Annotated in this window: 12 protein-coding genes; 4 read left to right on the top strand and 8 right to left on the bottom strand. The window is 54.5% G+C overall.

Features of this window, described 5'->3' with window-relative positions; all coding sequences use genetic code 11:
- The 7 genes from RMR24_RS05650 to RMR24_RS05620 all read right to left on the bottom strand — a co-directional run.
- Positions 1–6,852: Ig-like domain-containing protein (locus RMR24_RS05650; protein WP_310614109.1), on the bottom strand; the 6,852-nt coding region annotated here is incomplete at its 3' end.
- Positions 6,853–6,906: 54 nt separating this feature from the next.
- Positions 6,907–8,499, bottom strand: a complete 1,593-nt coding sequence (locus tag RMR24_RS05645; protein ID WP_310614108.1) for a MotA/TolQ/ExbB proton channel family protein — start codon at positions 8,497–8,499, stop codon at positions 6,907–6,909.
- A 32-nt stretch (positions 8,500–8,531) separates the two neighbouring features.
- Positions 8,532–9,710, bottom strand: coding sequence for an HlyD family efflux transporter periplasmic adaptor subunit (locus tag RMR24_RS05640; RefSeq protein WP_310614107.1), 1,179 nt, complete (start codon positions 9,708–9,710; stop codon positions 8,532–8,534).
- The gene (locus RMR24_RS05635; protein ID WP_310614106.1) at positions 9,707–11,815 is read right to left on the bottom strand and encodes an ATP-binding cassette domain-containing protein; all 2,109 of its coding nucleotides are present in this window, start codon (positions 11,813–11,815) and stop codon (positions 9,707–9,709) included. The genes RMR24_RS05640 and RMR24_RS05635 overlap by 4 nt, the downstream gene beginning before the upstream one ends.
- On the bottom strand, positions 11,812–13,110 hold the full coding sequence (locus tag RMR24_RS05630; protein WP_310614105.1) for a TolC family protein: 1,299 nt from the start codon (positions 13,108–13,110) through the stop codon (positions 11,812–11,814). The genes RMR24_RS05635 and RMR24_RS05630 overlap by 4 nt, the downstream gene beginning before the upstream one ends.
- Positions 13,111–13,263: 153 nt before the next feature.
- Positions 13,264–15,162, bottom strand: a complete 1,899-nt coding sequence (locus RMR24_RS05625; RefSeq protein ID WP_310614104.1) for an ATP-binding protein — start codon at positions 15,160–15,162, stop codon at positions 13,264–13,266.
- Positions 15,149–15,805, bottom strand: a complete 657-nt coding sequence (locus RMR24_RS05620; RefSeq protein ID WP_310614103.1) for a response regulator transcription factor — start codon at positions 15,803–15,805, stop codon at positions 15,149–15,151. Before RMR24_RS05620 ends, RMR24_RS05625 begins: the two co-directional genes overlap by 14 nt.
- Positions 15,806–16,302: 497 nt before the next feature.
- Between RMR24_RS05620 and icmF the strand changes: the two genes are divergently transcribed.
- Entirely contained in the window at positions 16,303–19,596 is a 3,294-nt protein-coding gene (gene icmF / locus RMR24_RS05615; protein WP_310614102.1) for a fused isobutyryl-CoA mutase/GTPase IcmF, read from the top strand.
- A 16-nt stretch (positions 19,597–19,612) separates the two neighbouring features.
- On the top strand, positions 19,613–21,106 hold the full coding sequence (locus RMR24_RS05610; RefSeq protein ID WP_310614101.1) for an AMP nucleosidase: 1,494 nt from the start codon (positions 19,613–19,615) through the stop codon (positions 21,104–21,106).
- Positions 21,107–21,109: 3 nt separating this feature from the next.
- Here the strand turns inward: RMR24_RS05610 and asd are convergent, their stop codons facing one another.
- Positions 21,110–21,973, bottom strand: coding sequence for an archaetidylserine decarboxylase (gene asd, locus RMR24_RS05605; protein WP_310614100.1), 864 nt, complete (start codon positions 21,971–21,973; stop codon positions 21,110–21,112).
- A 30-nt stretch (positions 21,974–22,003) separates the two neighbouring features.
- Here asd and RMR24_RS05600 point away from each other — a divergent pair, with 30 nt between their 5' ends.
- On the top strand, positions 22,004–22,927 hold the full coding sequence (locus tag RMR24_RS05600) for an ATP-binding cassette domain-containing protein (RefSeq protein ID WP_310614099.1): 924 nt from the start codon (positions 22,004–22,006) through the stop codon (positions 22,925–22,927).
- A 5-nt stretch (positions 22,928–22,932) separates the two neighbouring features.
- Positions 22,933–23,706 carry an ABC transporter permease gene (locus RMR24_RS05595; protein WP_310614098.1) on the top strand — a complete coding sequence of 258 codons (774 nt, stop codon included), beginning with the start codon at positions 22,933–22,935 and terminating at the stop codon, positions 23,704–23,706.
- Positions 23,707–23,728: the final 22 nt, after the last annotated feature.

Here is a 23,728-nt window from a genome sequence, read left to right as displayed (position 1 = left end):
GTTGTTGAGCTTGAGCGTGCCCGCTGTAGGCAGTGTGGTGATGATGACGCTTTTCAACGCATTGGGGGTCGTGTCGCTGGCATCGGCAAAACCAAAATCAGCCACCGCCAGCGTGGTGCTGCTGTCTTCATTCACCGTGAAAGTTCTGTCCGCCCCCGTGGGTGCATGGTTGCTCGGTCGGAACTGGAAGTTGAGGATGTTGTTGGCATCTGCGCCATCGGTGTTGCGGTTGCCCGCCGCATCTTGGAATTTGCCACTGCCCACAAAGAGGTAAGCAGGTGCGGTGTTGCCTGGCGCACCTTGGTAGGTGGCGGTCCAAAGGGTTCTATCGAGGTTGTCTTGTGCAAGTCCTGTGAGGGTCCCGCTGCTGACTGTGATGTCTGACGCGTCAAAGTCAGTCACTTCTTCGCTGAACTTGAATGTGACGAGGCGTGTTTCGCCTTGGCTCAAGAGCGCCCCTTGAGCAGGGTCGATGCTGATGGCCACCGTGGGCACCACATGGTCCAAGATGACGGGGGCGGTACTGCCCGTGTTGCTGATGGCTGTGGTACTTGTCACGCCCGCCCATGTTTGTTTGGCTTTGAAGTTGGATAGCGTGCCTTCTACACCCCTGACATCAACCACTAGGTTGTTGACAGCATTCGCAGCACCTGTGAGGGCTGTGTCTGGTAAGGTGATTTCCTTGGTTGCGCCATTGAGCGTTTGCGTTGCGGTGATGACCACCTTGGCACCCAGCACTGTGCCGCGCACGTTGAAGGTGAGTGTGGGTGTGTTGCTGGCAAAAGTGGATGACTCTGCAAGCGCGAACCCGGTCAAGTCGGCCAAATGGCTGCCTAAAGACGTGTTGTAAATGATCAAGCCCAAGCCTACGCGCGGACCGCTGGCAGCGCCCAAGGCTGCATTGGAGGCGTCGCTGATTTGGCCTGTTGCGTCTTGCTGCACCACCTTGATTTCGGTGTAGCCTTGGCTGATGGGAGACGTGTTCGCCAAGGCATTGGTGGGATTGACAGAGATGCTGTGAAGGCTATTGCTCGTCTCTGTGATTAACTCGGTGCCCAGCAAGATATCCTTGTCCTTGTTGTACGCGCCATCGCCATCTATGTCGCGAAACAACAGTGCGGTATTGCCCACTGTGCCGCCACTGAACTGAAACTTGGGTGCAGACAGGAACGTCGAATTGTCGAGAACGCGGATGTTTGGGGTAATGTTGTTTTCGTATTGGTATTGGTTTTGCGCGTCCAGCGTGGGATCCAAGGTCAACGCCGACAAGGCGGCTGGCTTCGCTGTTAGCGATTGAATTTGCAGCGACGTCGGCAAGGGCACGGCGGTGCTTTCGTTGCCAATGGCATCGACCTGCACGACTTTCAAATTGGCGTAGTTGCCCACTGACAAGGCTGAGGGCAGTTGGACGTTACTCATCTCGACACTGTTGGCCACAAAGCTGTGCACCACGGTATTGCCGTTGTAAATTTTGACGGTGAGGCCCACCACCAAACCTTTGAAATCAAAACCGGGAGTGGTTTGGGTGGTGATGTAGTCACCCACCACGCCGGTGTCAGAGGCGGTGCTCAGGGCAAAGCTTGCCGGTGCCGCAGGTGCAATGCCTTGGATGACCAAGGAGGCTCCCAAGCTGCCAGTACTGTCAGGCAAGGTGGTGGCGATGGCATTGCCCACGCCGTCTGCGCCGCTGGCCGTGAAGCTGGTCACTTTCAAACCGGAGGTGGTGTCACCCGAGTTCACGCGGTAAGTGCCTTCAAACAAGGTGGTGTTCGTGGTGTTGCGCGTCAAACGCACCGTCTGCGCGGGGTTGGTGTTGAGCGTGACGTCAAGATAAGCCGCTGACCCCACAGCTTCAGAGGCGGTGGCGCGCAAGCTGATGTCGCGACCGATGCCATAAGTGCCGCTGCTGCTGGTGCTGGTAAAGCCCGTGATGGTGGGTGCCGTGGTGTCTACAAAAATCAAGCTGGCAGGCGAAGGCAAGCCTGCGCCAAGGTTGAGTGCTGCGTCGGTGTAGCTGTCGGCTTTGACTGCGATGGTGGCTTGCTGACCCGATAGATTGGCCATGTCTGCCGAGAAGGTGGCGGTGCGCGTGGTGCCTGTGCCGGTGATGTTGCTTAGTGTGCCGCCGGTGACCGTGACATCGTCCACACCGAAGCTGACACCAGGGTCTTCGCTGAAGGTGAAGGTGACTGTGGCGGTGCCGCCGGATTTGAGCTGTGCGATGTTGCTGCTGATGCTGCGCACAGTGGGCGCGATGGTGTCGAGGGTGAAGCTCGAAACGGTTGTGGTGGTGCCGCTGCTGTTCTTCGCAGCATCTTTGGCCTCGGCCGTGACTTGGATGGTGCCTTGGCCTAGATCCATCACTTGGTTTGACGAGAGCTTGGCAAGGACTTCTTCAGCACTGACACCCGTGCCTTTGCCAGTGACAACAACGGTTTGTGCTGCTTTCGTCGTGTCTGAGGTGTTTTTGAAAGTGACGGTGACGGTCGCATCGGCTTCGGCCTTGATGGCCACAGCCCCAGCCTGTGCGTTGCTTGAATTGGCGGCAGCCGTTTTCACGTTGATGGTTGGCAGCGCCGGGACCAGGGTGTCAATGGCTTGCGAACCGCCTAAGCCAGTGACGTTGAGAGGCGCATTGACGGCCAAGTTGCCCAGTGCGTCGGCCACGTAGCTGTCGGTATCAACAGCACTAGCAACCAGACTGAGCACCATGTTGGCGTTAGGCCCTGCGTCTACACCGGCATTGGGTGTGACCGAGACTTTGTATTGAACACTGCCATCTTTGGTGGCGACAGGTGTGACGCTGGTGACTTGGCCGTTGGTCACAGCAAAGTTGCTCGTGCTGAGCGGGTTGCCAGCGATGGCCGCCGGCCCCATGGCCTCACTGAACGTGACGATGAAGTCAAACGCTCCAGTGGCCACACTGCTCGCTTTGCTGCTGGTGACAGCCGTGACCGTGGGGGCCTGTGTGTCAATGGCTTGCGTGGCCACACTGAACTTGGCCAAGCTGTCAGCCGCTTTGTTGCCCGCCGCATCTTGAATGGTGCTGCTAGCGCTCAAGCCCAGTTGCACTTGACCACTGGGGGTGTTGGGCTTGGGGATGACGGTGACGCGATAGCTGTTGGCATTGCTCCCATCAACCACAACGCTGCCGATGGTGCCTATGCCGTTGGTAACGGTGAAGTCGTTGGCCGTGGGTGTGGCCGCCAAGGGCTCTGAAAACTTGACAGTGAAGACGATGTTGTCTTTGGTCACTGCTGCTAGGGTGGCATCGCTGACTGAGGTCACAGAGGGTGCCACGGTGTCAAGCGTGAAGGACAGCGCGCTTGTGGCGGTGGTAGTGCCGCTGCTGTTGCCCATGGCATCTTTGGCCTCGGCCGTGACTTGGATGGTGCCTTGGCCTAGATCCGTCACTTGGCTTGACGAGAGCTTGGCAAGGACTTCTTCAGCATTGACGCCCGTGCCTTTGCCAGTGACAACAACGGTTTGTGCTGCTTTCGTCGTGTCTGAGGTGTTTTTGAACGTGACAGTGACAGTCGCATCGGCTTCGGCCTTGATAGCCACAGCGCCATCCGTGGTGACGCTGGTGAGGTCTGCTTGCGCGTCTTTGATGGCAATGGTGGGCAAGGCAGGCGCCAGCGTGTCAATTGTGGGCGCGGTCCCACTGAACGGTGTCACACCTGAAGGCGCAGGGTTGCCCGCGATGTCTGACAACAGCGTGTCCGCCCGATTCAAAGCGGTGATACTCACTTGGCCAGACAAACCACTGTCATTATTCGAAGACGAGCCCAAGGTGTAGCTGAAGGTGAGGGTTTTGCGGTCTTCACTGATGCCGCTGTAAGTGGCTGTGCGTGTTACCCCACCCACATTGAGCGTCAAGGTCAAAGTCGAGGCATCCGCTGCCACATACATGGCACGCTCGTAGGTGACGGTGGCGGTGATGGTTTTTTGGGAGGCCGTGACCATGTTGTAGCTAGCGCCAGCGGTGGGCGCACTGACAAATGCCAGGCTCGGCTTGGTGGTGAGAGGGGCAAGCACCTCGACATCCAACGCGCTGCTCAAGCTGGTGTTGCCTGCCACATCGGTCAGTTTGGCTTTGAGGTGATGGGTGCCTGCCGATAAATTGGTCGCAGGCGTCCAAGAATAGCTGTACTTGTTCGTCGAGTCTGTGTCTAGGGTGGTGTTGATGAACCCCTCGGACAACGTTTCACCCGCATCGACTTCCCCATTGCTATTGGTGTCGTCAAACAAAGTAACTTTGGCACCCTTTTCACCCGTGACAGTGATGTTTGGTTTGGACACTGCTGTGATGTTGTCATTGGTGAGCTGCCCCGTGTCGCTTGCTGTTGCCAGATCGAGCGTGGGTGCGGTCGGGGCCGTGTTGTCGAGCACCACTTTGAAAAATGACGACAAAGGGCCCACATTGCCTGCGGCATCGACCACTTGCGTGTAGAGGTAGTAAGGAGTGCCCGTCGCATTAGGGCCAGTGGCGCCGCCAATGTAGGTAGGGACTTGCTTCCCACTTTTAATTTCCTGATAGTCACGGACATCGAATGACACCACAGGGTTGCCATCGGTAACGGCTTTTGTACCCAACGCAACCAAACTTGTACCGTCAGAATTTCGGCTCCAAAACAAGCGCACAGTGGCGCCTGTGCCAGTGAGGTCTTGGTCTTCAACGGTGACATTGAGTGCCAGTTGATTTTTTTGCGTGACGCGATCATAGAGATTGAGGTTCGATTTGTTGGCTTGATCTGCATCGAGGACCACCACATCACTTGCCGTCTTCGCCTTCAAGTACGCTGTCGACGGCAAAACGGTGTCGATGTTCAGGGCGGGGGTGAGCGTGGTGTCTACCAGGGTATTGAACCAAGTGGCATCTTTTATGCCGCCGGGCGAGTTCATGATCGTGGCACCTGCCGGAAACTCAATCGCGTTGGCTGCAATGCTGATGGGGCCGCTATGCGACCCTATGTCTTTGAGTTTGACTTGAAACGTCAGAACATTGGTGGGCACCGTGGAGCCCGTACCTGTAAAGCCAGAGAGCAATTGAAGGCTGATGTCATAGCCGTCAGCGATATGCAGTTTGAGGGTGGGGTTACCATTGGCCCAAGCCACTTTTTCAGTGAGTGCCACATTCACCGTGAGGGTGTCTGTGGTGCCAAAAACGGTGCTGCCCTCTAGTGCAGGGTTGCTCAATGTCACAGAGGCTGTGTTGAGGCCGAAGTCGCTCAGGCCTTTGCCGACACCAAGGGTACCGACACGCAAGTCAACGCTGTAGCGATGAATGGCCCCATCGGGATGCCCGTTTGTCAATGGCAGCAAGGTGTTGCCATTGGCATCTGTGTACTCTGCAAGCGCTGCAAGGTTGAGGTTGCTGAAGCGAGGGATGGTAATTGTTTCAGCGCTGTAAATTTCATTACCAGGCTCTGTGCCATCGACGCTGTTGCCTTTGAAGGTGTAGACGTAGGTAAATTTGGCGCCGCTGTCTTTGTCGGTGAAGGTCAGTGTGGCTTTGTCGCCCACACGTGTGCCGGTGCCGGGATTAATTTTGAAGGTGAGCCCATCGTTGTAGTTGACGAGGTTGACAGTGGGCTGCCCATTGACTGGGGTGGTGGTGTCTGTCAACTCCAAGCTCGACACCACAAATGGTGAGCTGCCATTGGGGTTGGTGTAGTCAGGAGGTAAGTTGTTCACGCCAGTTTGCAAAATGCTTTGGATGGCGGCAGCAACCTCGTTTGCACTTGATTTTGAAATGGCCGCTTTCAATGCGTCCAGAACCTCGCTTGTCTTGCTATCGGCAGGGGTAGCGCCTAGTGATTTGGCATAGCCCGAAATCAAGCCCAGCGCTTTTTGGTAGCTAGACGAATTCGCAGGGTTGGAGTCGGTAAGGCTTGTTTGAATGCTGAAAGCATCTTTCACCGTGTTGTTGCTGGTGTCGATCGCGGCTTTGATGTCAGCCGATTTGGTGGCGGCGGCAAGCTCGTCAAACTTGAGCGTGGCCAGCGTGGTGAGTTGAGTGACAGCGACAGTTCCCCCGGCTTTGGGCGCAGCGCTGAGCAAGGTGGTTAATTCATGACCCAGGTTGACCTTCGCAGACCCTGAGGCACCCTCGGAATCATCGGTCTGGGCTTCGTCGAGGAAGTCGGGGGCCATTGTGTTGTCAATTAACTTGACTTTCAGGTACTCACCAGCGTCAAGAACCAAGTCTGTGTTTTTTGCACTGATTGACATGCTGCCGTTTTTGACGACGGTGCTGTTGCCTATTTCTGTCTCAACACCCGATGCACTGACTTTGTAGAGTTTGGCGGTGAGGTTGGTGGTGCTATCAATGAACTTGCCCGCGTAGGGAACGACGGTGAAGCTGGTTGTTTCAGCCACCGCCACGGGCTGCTGCGTATTTGAGCCACTACCTCCGCCACCTCCAGCCAGCGCGAGCGCGCCTCCACCAATGGCCACAGGCAGGACCCATGGAGAGGAGAAGAAGCCGGTGTCTTGTGTGTTTGCTGTTTTGGTGGGGATGGGGCCAGCTTGGCGCAACAAGTCTTCACCGACGCTGGCGGGGGCAGATGACGTGCTGCCAGAGGTATTGGCTTGGGCAAGCACCACATCGTGACCATTGTCAGTCAAGCTGTGTTCGCTTGACGCAGTGGCGATGGGGTCTTGGTCGGCGGCCAAGGGGTCGTCGTCACGGACCGTGTCGAGTTTGGCTTTGGCCTTGCTTTTGCCACTGCTTTTGACGACAGCCGGTAACGGCTGTGCGTTGCCTTCGTTCATGGTGACAACGTCCTGCGCAGGCATGGTGTGAAGCTCTGCGGCTTTGGCTTGGGGTGAAGGAGTACGTTTGGCCATGATGGTGTGTGTCAAAAGTGGTGGGTGGGCAAGGGCGAGAAGGGGCGAAGCGATTTAGCTTCTTAGTGGGGCTTTGCCGCTGTTGAGGCTGGCTTGGAGCTTGTCAACTTTGGTGTGCAGCTGGCCCCAGTCGTACTTGGCAACATATTCGTGGGTTTGCTCCGTTTTTTCTAAACGCGCAATCATTTCGACGATTTGGGGTTGCACGTGCTCGATGGCGCGGCGGGTGCCGGCTTCCATGGCTTTGAGCTGCAAGTTGGCTTGCATGCTTTGGCTGTTGATGTCGATGAGTGTTTGGTTTTGTTCGCGCAAGATGCGCACGTTTTCGGCCATGGCGGCGGCGAGTAAGCCCATGTCGCGGTGGATGGCTTCTTTGAGGCTATCGATGGTTTGTTGCTGATGACCACGACCGAGGGCGTCGGCTTCACTGATGTCTCGGCGCAGGGCGGAGAGCTCGGCAAGTTGTGAGGTGATGTGGTGGATGATTTGGTCAGTGTTTTGACTGATTTGGCCAAAGCGCTCGCTGTAGTCTTTGGCCACGTTGAGCAAGCTGTAGTGCACCATTTGGCTGTCGTCCAGTTTGCCCACAATGGTGTTGAGGCGCTGTTCCATGACGATGGCAAGGCGGTCAAAATTGGGGCGCATGTCCTCTTGTGTTGCAACACGCTCCAGCATTTCCATGGTTTTCCCCATAGACTCCGAGGCAAGTCGCATTTTTGCTGCGGCAATCAAAATGGCATCAGTTTGTTTGCTGATATCCATGCGCAGACCGGCTATTTCTTCAAGCTGAAGCTGCGCCAAGCGCACGTCTAAGGCGACTTGTTTACCTTCGGCATCGGTAGTGGGTGGGCCATAGATGATTTCGGCGACATCAAAGTAACTGGCTTCAGTTGCGTTTACAACAGTAGCTTGTAACTTCTTGAGTGATAGCAGTTGCAGGTTGTTGACGATGGAGCCGCCCAAACCAAGCAAAGAAGCCACGAAGGCTTCACCCATACCGGCAAGAGGACCGCTCATTTTTTGGAAGAATTGCCCCATCATGTCGGCGGAATCTAGGTTGCCACTGATGGCAAAAACACCGATGAGGCCAGCAACTTCTTTGAGTGTGACGATCAGACCCAAAAAGGTGCCAAACAAACCCAAACCAATTAGCGTGTTGGCAATGTATTGTGGGAAGGTGATGCGTCGCTGAATGGCATCTTCGAAGGCCTGGAGTTGAGAGCGCAAAGCAAGCTGGTCATAGCCGTTCGCACGACTACGTCCCGCCTCAAAGTGACTAAAAAGATGCCATGAGGAGAGGTCTTGCGCATGCAAACCCAATACTTCTGTGACTTCACTTTCTTGTATTTCTTGAGGGTCACCTTTTCGCAATGCGATGGCAGCACTGATGCGTTGCACGAGCCCTGCTTCACTCAATATTTTGAAGGCGTGATACATAGCGAGCGCCTGCCCAAACACTGTTGTTGCGATGATGAGCACGGCAAAAAAAGGGTTTGCCGCGCTTTTAACCAACCGAATAATGCTGTCAAGCAACCAGATATTGCCAAGTACGTAGGCCACGGTGACGCCGATACAAGCGAGCAATGAATTACGCAGTCCTTTTGCAAGGTTGCTTTTGTCGGTCATGGTGATTTGTGTATGGCTCATGGGCGCTCCTATTGGAAAAATTTGGGGCCGGCTCAACGCTCGCCCATTGACTCAGAAATGGTTTTGGTCACAGGCTTGGTGAGATAGGACAAGATGGTTCTTTCTTGTGCTTTGATTTCGACGGTGGCAGTCATACCAGGCCGCACATCTATGACCTCTGCTTTTTTGCCGTGAAATTGCTTTTCGTCTAAAACGATCTGAACGCGGTAGTAAGGGACAACGCCCTGCTGGCGTGATTCGTCAAGCAAGGTGTCAGGACTGAGGTAACTGACGTGCCCTTTGAGAGTGCCGTAAATGGCATAGTCATAGGCGTCGAGCTTGACAATAGCTTCTTGGCTAGGTTTGACGTTGGCTATGTCGGAGGGAGTAATTTTTGCTTCGACAACTAACTCACCAATCGGAAGTATTTCAAGAACAAGATCACCTGCTCGCACAACCCCGCCAAGTGTGGTCACTTTGATATTCTTGACTACTCCATTGGCAGGAGCAACAAGCTCGGTGTGCTCTAAAAGTTGTGAACGATCTTGCAGTTGCTCTTGTTGTGTATTTAGATCTTCTTGGGCTTTGGTCATTTCAGCCACAGCCTCTTGGAAGTATTTGTTACGTTTGTTATTGATTTGTGCCTGGATGTCAGCAACGCTGCGCTGCAAGCGCAGGAGATCGGCCTTACTGACGTCACCCGTTTTAGCGAGGTCTTTGTTCATATCGAGCTCTTGTCGGGCAAGGCCGAGCATCTCGTTCAATGCTGCAACGTCTTGGTCGATTGCGCTTTTTCGCTTGTGATAAAGATCACGTTGGTTTGAGATGTATTCACCATAGGCCTCTAGCTCCGAGGCAAATTTGAGCGGCTGTCCATAAACTTCCGCTTTAAGACGCGCGAGGGTGATTTTGAGCGCTGCGACTTTGGCACGACTATCATCAACCGCGGCTTGGGCACGTCCTTTTTCTAAGGTAACAAGGAGTTGACCTTGCTTAACGGTCTCGCCCTCTTTAACGTGAATTTCTGATACAACACCACCGTCGGAAGCTTGGATGGACTGAGTGCGTGCAACAGCAATAACTTGCCCTTGCGCACGAGTAACTTGGTCAATTTCACCAAAGGCTGACCAGATGACGAGCATGACAATACCGCCCATGGCGATACGCAACATCCAACGTGCACGCGTGAGTGTGGGGCTGTGTGAAGTCATAGTAGGTTTGATTGCGTTCATGCGTTAGCGGCTGCTTTAAAAACTGGCGATCGCTCAACACTAGTTGGTGGCGTTTGAAGTCGACTAAGAACTGCATCACGCGAACCATCTAAGACAATTTGGTGACCAGCCACAACGATGAGTCGATCAACCAACGGGAGGATCGATGGCTTGTGTGTGACGACAATGAGTGTTTTGCCTTTCTGGATCTCCTCTTGAAGAACACTCAAGCATTGCTTTTCTAGCTCTTCATCCATGGAAGCCGTAGGCTCGTCGAGCAAATAGACTGAGGGATCGCACAACACCAAGCGAGTGAATGCAACAAGTTGACGTTGCCCCCCAGACAACCCTCGCCCACCCTCTTGAATCGGAAGTTCTAGCCCCTTAGGGTGCGCAGAAACCAAGCGGATTAGTCCGGTGCGCACCATGACTTTGTGAAGGACTTCGTCCCCTGGATCAGGAGTACCGATTAGAAGGTTCTCACGCAAGGTTCCGACAAAAAGGCGATGGTCTTGCTGTAAGTAACCGATTTCTTGATTGATACTTTGACGATTTATGAGCGCAAGGTCGAGACCATCAACAAGCACGCGCCCCTCTTGAGGTCGATAGAGGCCAGACAACAAACGCAAAATGGTAGATTTACCCGCACCAATGGGCCCTAATACGCCAATGCGCTCACCGGATTGAATGACCAAGCGCTCCACTTTGGCCGCCACTGGGCCACCCATATAAGAGAACTTTGCAGACTCGACCAAAAAATTGCCTTTGATAGTGTCTGGCGTGAGTGGACGCTCTACACCGTGGTGATCTGTTTGAAGAGCGTAGATTTTTTCAAGGCCTTCCAAAGTTGCCTTAGAGTGAGCGCGTTGCACCATAAGGCCGGGTATGGCTGTAATGGGAGCCAAGATGCGACCACCCAAAATTGAGCAGGCAATAAGCGAACCCATGGTGATCTTGCCCTCCATCACCAGCCAAGATCCAACGATGACTGTGGCGGTGTAGCTGACTTGCTGCAAGGTAGCCGAGAGATAGGCGGCATGTTCGCTAGCGCCACGCATAGCCATATCGCTGCTCATAGCCTCGGCATTAACGTCTATCCATCGGGATAAAAATTTCCAACCACCAGAGCCTGATTTGATAGTTTCGACACCCTCAACAGCTTCGACTAAGAGACCTGTTTTCAGATTAGAGGCTGCCGTACTCTGCTTGGCTAATTTATCAACACGTTTGGTCGAGTAGTAACCAAGGGTGACTGCAAGACAGCCAAAAAACAAAGGAACAAATGCCATCAAAACACTGGCTATGCCAGCAATAACTACGATGAAGATGATTCCCAGAGGCAAGTCGACCAAAGTAAACAACGTACTTGCCGTGTAAAAGGAGCGTAGTTGCTCGTACCCGCGCAGCTGCCCCGCCAAACTTCCGACAGATCCAGGCAACTGATCAACTCGAACAGATAACAGGCGCTCAAAGATTTCACGGGAAAGCTTGGCATCTAAGCTTGCTATGACAGCATCCATAGCATGCGAGCGCGCAAACTTCATAGCAAGCTCCAAGCCAATAGCCAAGGTGACGCCAACGGCGAGCACAATCAAGGTGCTGCTACTGTGAGTGGGAATCACGCGGTCATAGACCTGCATAGAGAAAAGCGATGCCGCGAGCGCTACAAAGCTGATAAAAGCCGAGGCCATGATGGCCTCACCAAGAACACCTTGGTAGGCCTTAAGGGATTGCTTGAAGTATTTTTCGAAGGTACGGGCTTGTGCCTGTTTTTTATAACGCACAAATCCGAGTTTGACGGCGTTGGCTGTGGTCTGCTCTTGAGGAATTGCAAGCTGACCTTGCTCTTGCACAAAAACCCAACAGCCGTTGGGTTGTTGGTCAACCAAAACACCCCAACCGCGAATCTGATCATGGTAGAGCAGCGGCAGTAGCACGCGATCGGGCATGTCTAGGTGAGATGCCACATCAATGTCGAGGGCGATACAGATGGCCTGAATATCGGGGCGCCGCTCATCTGCCACGCCCGCAAAAACAGTGTGTAAACGGGAAGGATCAAGGGCAACCCCTTGAAGTTTAGCGATTGCAGCGAAAGCCCATGAAAGCTGCTCAAATTGATTGCTCATCGCGCATCTCCTTGCGCAAGGAGGTCGTAGTCACCACTGCGCAAGCGCAAGCGATAACTCGCAGCCCAAAGTGACGCTTCTGTATCCGCCAGCGACATGCTGACCTGACCGTGCTCGCGAACCGCATCGAGTGTTTGCTGCCAACTCAAACGACCGACGATGAATTGGCGCTCATAGGATTCGCTGACCAATGCTGCATTTTTGACAGCACTCCTGTAATCGACCAAACGTGCCGTGGCACTTCGCCATTCTTCGAGATCTTGGCGCAGTTGATTGGTAATCTCGCGTCGACTGCTTTCGGCTTGCTGTTGAGCGCTTTGTGCGCGCTCTGCAGCGGCAACCGCTTGTGAGTAGCTGGCGTAGCCGGCGCCCGGGGTGAAGCGCATACCGACGTAGCCAACGGTGACGCCATCTTGGGTCGAGAACCCAGTGTTGTCGTAGCGGTTGCGCTCAAGGCGTGCGTAAACCACAGGGAAGCGGTCGGCAGAGAGCACGTCTTGGCGGGCACGGGCGACTTGCGCATCTGCGCTGTAGCGAACGACGCTGGGGTGTGCGTCTATGCGCGATTGCAAGGCGTCCCAAGCTTGCTTTTCATCCAAAGGCAGCGGCACGTTGATGGCACCGCCAAGGCTTTGTGCGTTCAAACTTTCCCACGCGACGGCTGGACCGCCCAAGTTAAGTTGTTCGAGGCGAGAGATGGCCACGCGCTTGGCGGTTTGAGCGTTGGATTGGTCGACTTGGGCCTGCAGCATGCGCGAGCGGACCAAGGTGGCATCGATGGGGGCCGAGACTTCTGCTTCCACGCGTCGGGCCATCAAGGATTCAAAACGGCTGAGGCGTAGTGTGGTTTGCTCGTTGACGCGCAAGCGTTCCACCGCAGAGCGAAAAGCCTGTAAAGCTTCGACCGCTACTAACGCAATGTTTAACTTGGCCTCGTTGAGTTTGGCTTGCGCAGATTTCTCAGCCATCTCAGCCGCCTCGACGGTGGCAGTGAGTTTGTTACCCGCCCACAACTTTTGCTCAACAGCCAAAGTAGATTTGGGCTGCGTGACCTGCTTTGGATCTCTGTTGGTAGGTTTAGCTGTTGTAGCCTGCAGCTCGGGCAACATTTGCTGCCAAGCACCAACGACTTCAAAGCGCGCAGCTTGCGTCTCAGCACGCGCAGCCAAAACCGCAGGGTGATTTGAGAGAATTGACTCTAAAAAACTCTCAACCGAGAAAACTTGAGCATGCGCAGAAAAACAAAGTTGGAGATACAAGCCCCCCAAAAATACAAAAACTTTTTTAATTTTCATGTCCCAAGTAGTTAATTAACTTGGGGTGAATTTTTAGTTTTTGTCGATCTTTTGCATATCGCAAAAAAATATCAATAAATCACAATAAACCGCAACAAACAACTATAAATTGCTATTTATTTGTTATTTCTCCGAGTCTGAAAATTCCAATATTTAAGATTTGCTTGTTTTTATTATTAAATCCAAGCGAGTACCTGATGCGTCAGACGTTAATTTTGATTCAGCATTAAGCTCTTTAATTCTCTTGTGTATGCCTAACATTCCTCGCTTCATAGGGAAGGTATCGGTATCTACATCGAACCCAACTCCGTTATCTTGAACACATATCTTGAGTTCGCTCCCTGTGTCCGAAACTCGAATCTTGCACTCGGTGGCGTGTGAGTGCTTGATTGTGTTGGTAAGCATCTCTTGAATGATTCTTAACGTGTGAATTGTCGTTTGAGGGCTTAAGTGTTCAGAATCAAAATGCTCAATTTCATAGGTAAGCAAGACCCCCACGCCCCGCAGGCTGTGGACGGCACGTTTACAAAACTCTTCCAGCGCGTCTTTAAACGACACATCACCTAAAAACTGGCCACTCACAATGAGGCGCAGATCTTCTAAACAAGCCTGCAAGTCGATAGGGAGGTTTTTGATGGTGATTTGCCCGGTTCTGGCTTGGAGTAGCAAGTTGACTAGTCTGGACCCTAAACCGTCATGAATGTCTTGCAAGATTCGATTGCGCTCCTCGGTCATGGCGTTGTCTGCAATAACTATTCGCTGCTCAGCATGGGCGCACTCGAGTTCTCGCTCGCGTTTAATTAGCTCTACTTCAAGCGTCTCGTTGGCGTTTTCAATGGCAAGGACGTTGCTCGCATGCACGCGCAACAAAATGGCGCCCACAATAATGAGCAAAACGGGCAAAGTGAAATGCGTGAGGAAGATAGGTTCAATCAAAAGCGAGGGTACACCCAACTCCAGTAAGGCGCCATGGTTCTCAATCAAGGGGCCTGCTTGCACACCATAGTCGTGGTACGCGCACAGCGTCGCGATGATTGAGTACCCGAGCAAGACCCAGGTGATGGCGTCCATGTTTCGGTATTTTCGCGACAGCAATATGACAATGGAAATCACGTACAAGAAAATAACGAGGCCAGTCCAGTAAACATCGAGCCAGTATTCAATTTGGGCGCCCAGAATCAGAAAAAGCATTGGAACGCCAAGGGTGCTCAGGACCATAAGTCGGCGAACATGGCGCGACAACCGGACCTCGGCGTACTCAATAAGAAACAAGCTCATGAGCAAAACCAAGCCACCTGTTGATATGTAGAGCAAGAAACGCCATTCCCGCCAAAAGGCCAAATCGAGCTCGGGTGTAAGAGCGAGAGTAAAGAGGGTAGCCCACAAGATGGTTGCACCACCTGAATAAGCAAAAAGGCTACCACTACGAGTGGTAAACCAAAGACTCAACATGAACAGGCCGACGATCCAGCAAAAAATATTTGAGGCTTGCGCCAATGTATTACTGATAAATATGTACTTGCTATGCAGCGCATGCACGATGCTCAGAGGGCCCACGTACACCGAGGGGACGACAAAACCACGTTGATATGAATGAAAGCGAATCTCAATTCGGTTAATTTGATCGCTCAGAAGAAGGTCTTGTGGGATGGGTGCTAGCAATGGTGAATACCATGTGTGGCGAATGCTCGGCGTTGATGCTGGGATGCCAAAGAACCAATGCCCGTTGATATAGAAATCACCACCATGGATAATTTGAGGCGAAAAGAGCGCCAAGTTGGCAGTAGGTCTGTCGTCGATTGCCGGATTGAACTCAAAAGTCACCCGATGCGCACGCAGTTCTGAGGCTTTGTTTTGAAACAGGTAAGGCAGCGATCTGATGGTTGTGGATTGCTCACCCGTCTCACTGCTGGTAATAACGGTCAGTGCTTTTGGGGTGTAGAGCTTTGCTTGCTCTTGATCGATCTGCTTCAACGCACTAAAGGTTCCTATCAAAGCCAAAACGAGCAAGGTGATTGCGCTTGCCCAGCGCAGTAATTTAGAAAAGACCATGTTCGGTCGCTTTACTCAGCGCGCCGGATCGTGTGCCCACTTTGAGTTTTTGATAGATGCGGCGCACATGCTGGTTGACTGTGAAATAGGAAATGTTGAGTTTTTCGGCGATGAGCTTGACGGGCATGGGCGAGCGTAGCTCAATCAGAACTTCATACTCGCGGCGGCTCAGTCCGAGTTTTTCAACCATTTCGTAGTTTGGGCCTACAGGTTGTTGCTGCGGGGTCTCGGTGATTTTTTTAATCAGCAGCTTGGCGACGCTAGGGCTAAGCGGAGAGTTCCCGTTATAAAGAGATACCAATTTTTCAATGAGTTCTTCAGGCTGGTCGTCTTTGAGCAAGTAACCCGAAGCGCCGGCTTCGATGCTTTGCATGACATGGCGCATATCTGCGAGTGATGTTAAAACCATAACTGAAGCGTTTACACATTTGCCTTTAATTTGTCGCATCAAATCTATGCCGCTGACATCTGGCAAGCCAATATCAACGAGATAGACGTCGGCATCTTCAGCAATGAGTTTTTGCGCTTGTTCGTTATTACATGCCGCGCCCACAAGATTACACAGGGGAGAATTTCTAATCAAAGCTGACAAATAATTTGAAACAATAGGATCATCTTCAATAATTACCACTGATATAGCCATTTTCTATCCTGTATTGCTACAAATGCATTGGTCTGGGAGTGCCATTGCTTTGTTGGTTTGAAAGGTTAGCGCATACTCTTTTTATGCGGTCAATTAGTATCTTAGATGCTCGATTTCGTATCAATATTTGTATCCCTTGAATGAATGCACCCATCATTAAAAAACTAACCAACATTTTATCAGTGTACAAACATAGTGGACTTACAGTAGCTGTCACCCCAATTGGGAGTTGACTTCCCCCTCGCACCGAACGTGCCACATCAATTTTTTAACACCTATCCGGATCTTGATTTTCGCTTGAGTTAATCACAATAAATTTGCAAAGTCCTAGGTAATATGGTAAAAACTAAGAAGGAGATCTGGAGATGTCTAGGCGAGCTCACAGGACAGGTGGGGTTAACAGGTAGTTGTTAATCTGGGGTGTTTGGTTATGATTGACGTTTACGTAAACGTAAACTGCAATTTTTCGTTTCATCTTCCGTTTCTCGGAGCATTCCATGTCTGACTTGTCCGCCGAATTCCAAGCCCTTGCCAACTACAAGCCCACGCAAAAAGTGCGCTTTGTCACCGCCGCTTCTTTGTTTGACGGGCACGATGCGGCCATCAACATCATGCGTCGCATCTTGCAGGGCATGGGCGCCGAGGTGATTCATTTGGGCCACAACCGCTCGGTGGACGAGGTGGTCACAGCCGCGCTGCAAGAAGACGTGCAAGGCATTGCCATCAGCTCCTACCAAGGCGGCCACGTGGAGTATTTCAAGTACATGGTGGATTTACTGCGCGCGCGCGGTGGCGAGCACATTCAAGTCTTTGGCGGTGGCGGCGGTGTGATCGTGCCGCCAGAAATTCGTGAGCTGCAAGCCTATGGTGTGACCCGCATTTACAGCCCAGAAGACGGCCAAAAGATGGGCCTGCAAGGCATGATTGGCGAGATGATCATGCGCTGCGACAAAGACTTGTCGGGCCATGCACCCCAAACGCTCAAAGAAATCCAAGGCCACGACGAAATGTCTTGGCGCAAATTGGCACAACTCATCACCGCGCTAGAGAACGGCAAAGCAGATGCCAAATTGGTTGAGGCCGTGCGCCAAGAAGCTGCCAAGCACCAAGTGCCCGTTCTCGGTATCACCGGCACAGGCGGTGCGGGTAAGTCGTCACTGACCGACGAGCTCGTGCGTCGCATCCGTTTGGACCAAGGCGATGCGCTGCGCATTGCCGTGATTTCGATTGACCCCTCACGCCGCAAGAGCGGTGGTGCTTTGTTGGGCGACCGCATTCGCATGAACGCCATCGGCCCTTGGAGCAGCGGTCAGCGCGTGTTCATGCGCTCGCTCGCCACGCGTGACTTTGGCAGCGAGATCAGCGCAGCCCTGCCCGATGTGCTGGCAGCCACCAAGTGCGCAGGATTCGATCTGATCATTGTGGAAACCTCGGGCATTGGCCAAGGTGACGCCGCCATCGTGCCGCACGTGGACGTGCCCATGTATGTGATGACGCCCGAGTTTGGCGCGGCCAGCCAGCTGGAAAAAATTGACATGCTGGACTTTGCGGAGTTTGTGGCGATCAACAAATTCGACCGCAAAGGCGCCAGCGACGCGCTGCGCGATGTGGCCAAGCAAGTGCAGCGCAACAAAGAAGCATGGCACACGCCCACCGAAGAAATGCCGGTGTTTGGCACGATGGCCGCGCGTTTCAACGACGACGGCGTGACTGCTTTGTACCAAGCCCTCAAAGGTCGATTGACCGAGCTGGGCCTCAGCTTCAAAGAAGGTCGTTTGCCATTGGTCAGCGTGCGCCACAGCAGCAACCAAACCCCCGTGGTGCCTGCCGCACGCGCGCGCTACTTGGCCGAAATCACCGACACGGTGCGCGGCTACAAAAAGCGCGCACGCACGCAGGCCAAACTGGCCCGCGAAATCCAACAACTGCGCGAAGCCGCACGCATGTTGGCAGAAGACAAACCAGGCCGTGCCAAAGCCTCAGAAGCTGCCATTGACTTGGCCTTTGCGCGTGAAGAGCATTTAGGCGGCGCCGAGCGCAAGCTGTTGGCCCAATGGCCTGCCATGCAAGCTGCCTACGCAGGCGACGAGTACGTGGTGAAGATTCGCGACAAAGAAATTCGCACCGCGCTCACCACCAAATCCCTCAGCGGCACAGTGATTCGCAAAGTGGCCTTGCCCACCTACGAAGATCAAGGCGAAATTTTGAAGTGGCTCATGCTCGACAACGTGCCCGGCAGCTACCCCTACACCGCTGGCACCTTCGCATTCAAGCGCGAGGGCGAAGACCCCACGCGTATGTTTGCCGGCGAAGGCGACCCGTTCCGCACCAACCGCCGCTTCAAACTGGTGAGCGAGGGCATGGATGCCAAGCGTTTGTCCACCGCATTTGACTCGGTCACGCTCTACGGCAATGACCCAGACCCACGTCCAGACATTTACGGCAAGGTGGGCAACTCAGGCGTGAACGTGGCCACGCTGGACGACATGAAGGTGTTGTACGACGGGTTCGACCTGTGCAACCCCACCACCAGCGTGTCGATGACCATCAACGGCCCCGCACCCTCCATCTTGGCGATGTTCATGAACACCGCGATCGATCAAAACCTCGAGAAGTTCAAAAAGGACAACGGCCGCGACCCGACCGAAACCGAGACCGCGAAGATCAAAGAGTGGGTCATGCAAAACGTGCGCGGCACGGTGCAAGCCGACATCTTGAAAGAGGACCAAGGGCAGAACACGTGCCTCTTCAGCACTGAGTTTTCATTGAAGGTGATGGGTGACATCGCGCAGTACTTTGTGCACAACCAAGTGCGCAACTTCTACAGCGTGTCCATCAGCGGCTACCACATCGCCGAAGCTGGTGCGAACCCGATTTCGCAATTGGCATTCACGTTGTCGAACGGCTTCACCTTTGTGGAAGCCTACTTGGCCCGCGGCATGCACATTGACGACTTTGCGCCAAACCTGAGCTTCTTCTTCAGCAACGGCATGGACCCTGAGTACACCGTGATGGGCCGCGTGGCACGTCGCATTTGGGCAGTGGCCATGAAAGAGAAATATGGCGCAAATGAGCGTTCACAAAAACTCAAATATCACATCCAAACTTCTGGCCGTTCGCTGCACGCGCAAGAGATTCAGTTCAACGACATCCGCACCACGCTGCAAGCGCTGATCGCGATTTACGACAACTGCAACAGCCTGCACACCAACGCGTTTGACGAAGCCATCACCACGCCCACCGAAGACTCGGTGCGCCGTGCCATGGCGATTCAGCTCATCATCAACCGCGAGTGGGGCTTAGCCAAAAACGAAAACCCAAGCCAAGGTGCCTTCATCATCGAAGACCTCACCGAGTTGGTGGAAGAAGCCGTGCTGGCTGAGTTCGAGCGCATTGCCGAGCGCGGCGGTGTGTTGGGCGCCATGGAAACAGGCTACCAACGCGGCAAGATTCAAGACGAATCGATGACCTACGAAATGCTCAAGCACACCGGCGAGCTGCCCATCATCGGCGTCAACACCTTCCGCAACCCGCACGGCGAACAAGTGATGGACAAGCTCGAACTGGCTCGCTCGACCGAAGAGGAAAAGCAAAGCCAGTTGAACCGCTTGAACGACTTCCACGCCCGCCACAAGGCCGAAGCCGAGGTGCAACTGGCACGCCTGCAACAAGCCGTCATCGACAACGCCAACGTGTTTGAGGTGTTGATGGACGCGGTGCGTGTATGTTCACTCGGCCAAATCACCAACGCCTTGTTCGAGGTGGGTGGGCAGTACCGTCGAAATATGTAGTCGGTAATATCGGGGCATGAGTATTCGTCCCCCCTTCACCGCCCCCACCCGTCACACCGACGCCGACAGCGCACTTGCCCAAGTGCAGGCGCTGTACCAAACCAGCCTCGACCACTTGCGCCAAGCCATGCGCGAGTTTGTGGCCGGCACGCACTTTGAACAGCGCGTGCGGGCGTTCTACCCGTTTGTGCGCATCCACACCAAAACCGGCGCATTACAAGCCAACAGCGACGGTGCTGGCCTGAGCTACGGCTTTGTGGCCGAGCCTGGCCGGTACGAGACCACCCTCACCCGCCCCGATTTGTTTGCCACGTATTACCGCGAACAGTTCCGACTGCTGCTGCAAAACCATGGCGGCACGCTGGAAGTGGGCGTGAGCCACCAACCCATCCCTGTGCACTTCTCATTTGCTGACCACGACCACGTAGAAGGCGAGATGAGCGCGGAGCGCCGCCAACTCATGCGCGAGGTGTTTGACCTGCCCGACCTCACTGCGATGGACGACGGCATTGCCAACGGCACGTTTGAGGCGAAAGCGGGCGAACCACAGCCCTTGTCGCTGTTCACCGCCGCACGCATGGACTACTCGCTGCAGCGTCTGCGCCACTACAGCGGCACCAGCCCTGAGCATTTTCAAAACTACGTGTTGTTCACCAACTACCAGTTCTACATCGACGAGTTTGTGCGCTTAGGCCACGAGACCATGCAAGACCCCCACAGCGAATACATCGCGTTTGTGGAGCCCGGCAACGTGGTGACGCGTCGCGTGTGCCTGCCAGCCGAGGCCAACGATGCGCTGGGCAAAGTGCCACCGCGTTTGCCACAAATGCCTGGCTACCACTTGGTGCGCGCAGACCACACTGGCATCACCATGGTGAACATTGGTGTGGGCCCGGCCAACGCCAAAAACATCACCGACCACATTGCCGTGCTGCGCCCTCATGCGTGGCTGATGCTCGGCCACTGCGCGGGTCTGCGCAACACGCAGCAATTGGGCGACTACGTGCTGGCCCATGGCTATGTACGCGAAGACCATGTGCTGGACGAAGAGCTCCCGCTGTGGGTACCCATTCCTGCGCTGGCCGAAATTCAAGTGGCACTAGAGCAAGCCGTGAAAGACGTGACGCAATGCGAAGGCGCCGAGCTCAAACGCATCTTGCGCACAGGCACGGTGGCCAGCACCGACAACCGCAACTGGGAGCTGTTACCAGACAACACACCGCAACGCCGATTCAGCCAAAGCCGCGCAGTGGCGCTCGACATGGAAAGCGCCACGATTGCCGCCAACGGTTTTAGGTTTCGTGTGCCCTACGGCACGCTGCTGTGCGTGAGCGACAAACCGCTGCACGGCGAAATCAAACTGCCAGGTATGGCCAACCACTTTTACCGCGAGCGGGTGGACCAACACTTGCGCATCGGCATGCGAGCCATTGAGTTGTTGCGACAGCAAGGGCCTGCGCAACTGCACAGCCGCAAGCTGCGCAGCTTTGCAGAAGTCGCGTTTCAATAAGCCTTACGCGGCATCACCCATCTTCTCGCCCAAGCGCACACCTTGTGCAGCCTGCCAAGCAGGGTTGAGTGCAATGGTGTGCTTAGGCCACAACAACACCACGGTGGAGCCCAACAAGAAGCGACCCATTTCCTCACCCTGCTTCAAGCTCAGGTCTTGGTCGTCATAGGTCCACTCACGCACGGTGCCAGGGCGGGGTGGGTTGACCACGCCATGCCATGGTGTGGCCATGCTGCCCACGATGGTGGCGCCCACGAGTACCAGCACGTATTGCTGAGGCTTTTCACCTGAGGCCGCGGGCATGTCAAACACACACACCACACGCTCGTTGCGCGCAAACAAGCCGGGCACGCCGCGGGCTGTGGCGGGATTGACCGAGAACAAATCACCGGGCACATGAATCATGCGGCGCAAGCGTCCAGCGCTGGGCATGTGGATGCGGTGGTAGTCCTTGGGGCTGAGGTAAATCGTGGCGAACTCGCCATCTTGGAATTGCGCAGCCAATGTGGCGTCACCACCCACCAGCGCTTGCGTGCTGTAGCTGTGGCCTTTGGCTTGAAACACTTGGTCGCCGTCAATGTGGCCCAGTTGGCTGATGGCACCGTCCACAGGGCACACAAACGCCGCATCGGCCAAGGGGCGAGCGCCTGGCTTGAGGGCACGGGTGAAGAAATCGTTGAAGCACGCGTACTGCGTGATGTCGGGCTGAGCGGCCTCGTCCATGTTGACTTGGTACTTGCCAACGAACCACTTGATCAAAGCATGTGTCCACTTGCCGCAACGCGCACGCGCCACAGCACCTGCGAATTGCGTGAGCCACTGCTTGGGCAGGATGTGTTGCAAAGTCACAAAGGTTTTTTCATTCATCTTGCAATTTTAGGCGTGCAAAATAGCACCATGAGTACCCCACTTTTTGAATGCAAGCACCTTCTCAAACGCTACGGTGACAACACCGTCGTCAACGACGTGTCTTTCAACATCGCACCCGGCGAATGCTTGGGCGTGATTGGCCCCAACGGCGCAGGCAAAACCACCACGCTGCGCATGTGCCTCGGCCTTGCACAGCCCGATGGCGGCACCATCCACGCGTTTGGTTTGTCCATGCCCGATGACGCGCTGGCCATCAAAGCGCGCTTAGGGGTAGTGAGCCAGTTCGACACGCTCGACCCCGACTTCACCTGCGCCGAAAACTTGGTGGTGTTTGGCCGTTACTTTGGGATGAAGAAGGCTGACATCCAAGCACGCATTCCGCAGCTGCTGGAGTTTGCTGCGCTCTCGCACAAAGCCAACGCCAAACCGGGCGAGCTGTCGGGCGGCATGAAGCGCAGACTCAGCCTTGCGCGCGCCCTCATCAACAACCCCGATTTGCTGCTGCTGGACGAGCCCACCACCGGCCTTGACCCGCAAGCGCGCCACCTGATGTGGGAGCGTTTGCAACAGCTGCTGCAACAAGGCAAATCGATTTTGCTGACCACGCACTTCATGGATGAAGCCGAGCGTTTGTGCAACCGACTGTTGGTGCTCGACCACGGTAAAAAAATTGCCGAAGGCACACCGCGCGATTTGATTGCCCAACACCTGGAACCCGATGTGGTGGAGGTCTACGGCAACGGCGCATTGGCATTGGTCAGCAGCCCCATTGCCGCTTTGGCACAACGCGTGGAAACCAGCGGTGAGACCGTGTTTTTCTACACCCAAGATGCAGCTGTTTTGCTGCAGGCGCTCAGCGCCCACGCAGGCCTGCGCACGCTGCACCGCCCTGCCAACTTGGAAGACTTGTTTTTGAAAATGACCGGACGCCAAATCCGCGAGGAAGGCTAAGCGCGATGAACACCTATTTCCGTTTCTGGCCCGTCTTCTTGCGCAACCTCTTGGTGTGGCGCAAGCTCGCCATTCCGAGCCTCGTGGCCAACATTGCCGAACCCTTGATGTGGCTGGTGGCCTTTGGCTACGGCATGGGCGCCTTAGTAGGCGAGGTGACTTTGGACGAACAAAAAGTGCCCTACATCTTGTTCTTGGCCAGTGGCTCGATTTGCATGAGCGCCATGAACGCCGCCACGTTTGAAGCGCTGTACTCGGCCTTCTCGCGTATGCATGTGCAAAAAACATGGGACGGCATCTTGAACGCACCCATGCGTTTGGACGACGTGCTCTTGGCCGAAATGTTGTGGGCCGCTTTCAAAGCACTGTTCACCATCACCGCCATCTTGGGCGTCATGGCGGCGCTGGGCATCACGCAAAGCTGGAAGCTCTTGGCCGCGTGGCCCATCCTCTTGTGCGTGGGCATCACCTTCAGCTGCATTGCGCTCATCTTCAATGCGCTAGCCAAAGGCTACGACTTCTTCACCTACTACTTCACGCTGTTCCTCACCCCCATGATGTTCTTGAGCGGCGTGTTCTTTCCGCGTGATCAGTTGCCCGGCATCGTGCGCGACATCTCAGAGTGGCTGCCCCTCACGCAAGCCATTGCCTTAGTCCGCCCTTTGTTTCTAGACCAATGGCCTGTCAACCCAGCACTGCACTTAGGCGTGTTGGCGGCCTATGCACTTGTAGGTTGGAAGATTGCCCTGCACCTGACGAAGAAGCGCTTTCGCGCCTAACTACCGTAAGTGAGTTGGCTTG

Origin of the sequence: Limnohabitans sp. (assembly GCF_031539105.1) — a bacterium.
In the GTDB taxonomy this organism is placed as follows: Bacteria; Pseudomonadota; Gammaproteobacteria; order Burkholderiales; family Burkholderiaceae_C; genus Limnohabitans.
Note: the sequence above shows the minus strand (reverse complement) of the source record. Positions and strands in the feature narration are given on the sequence as shown.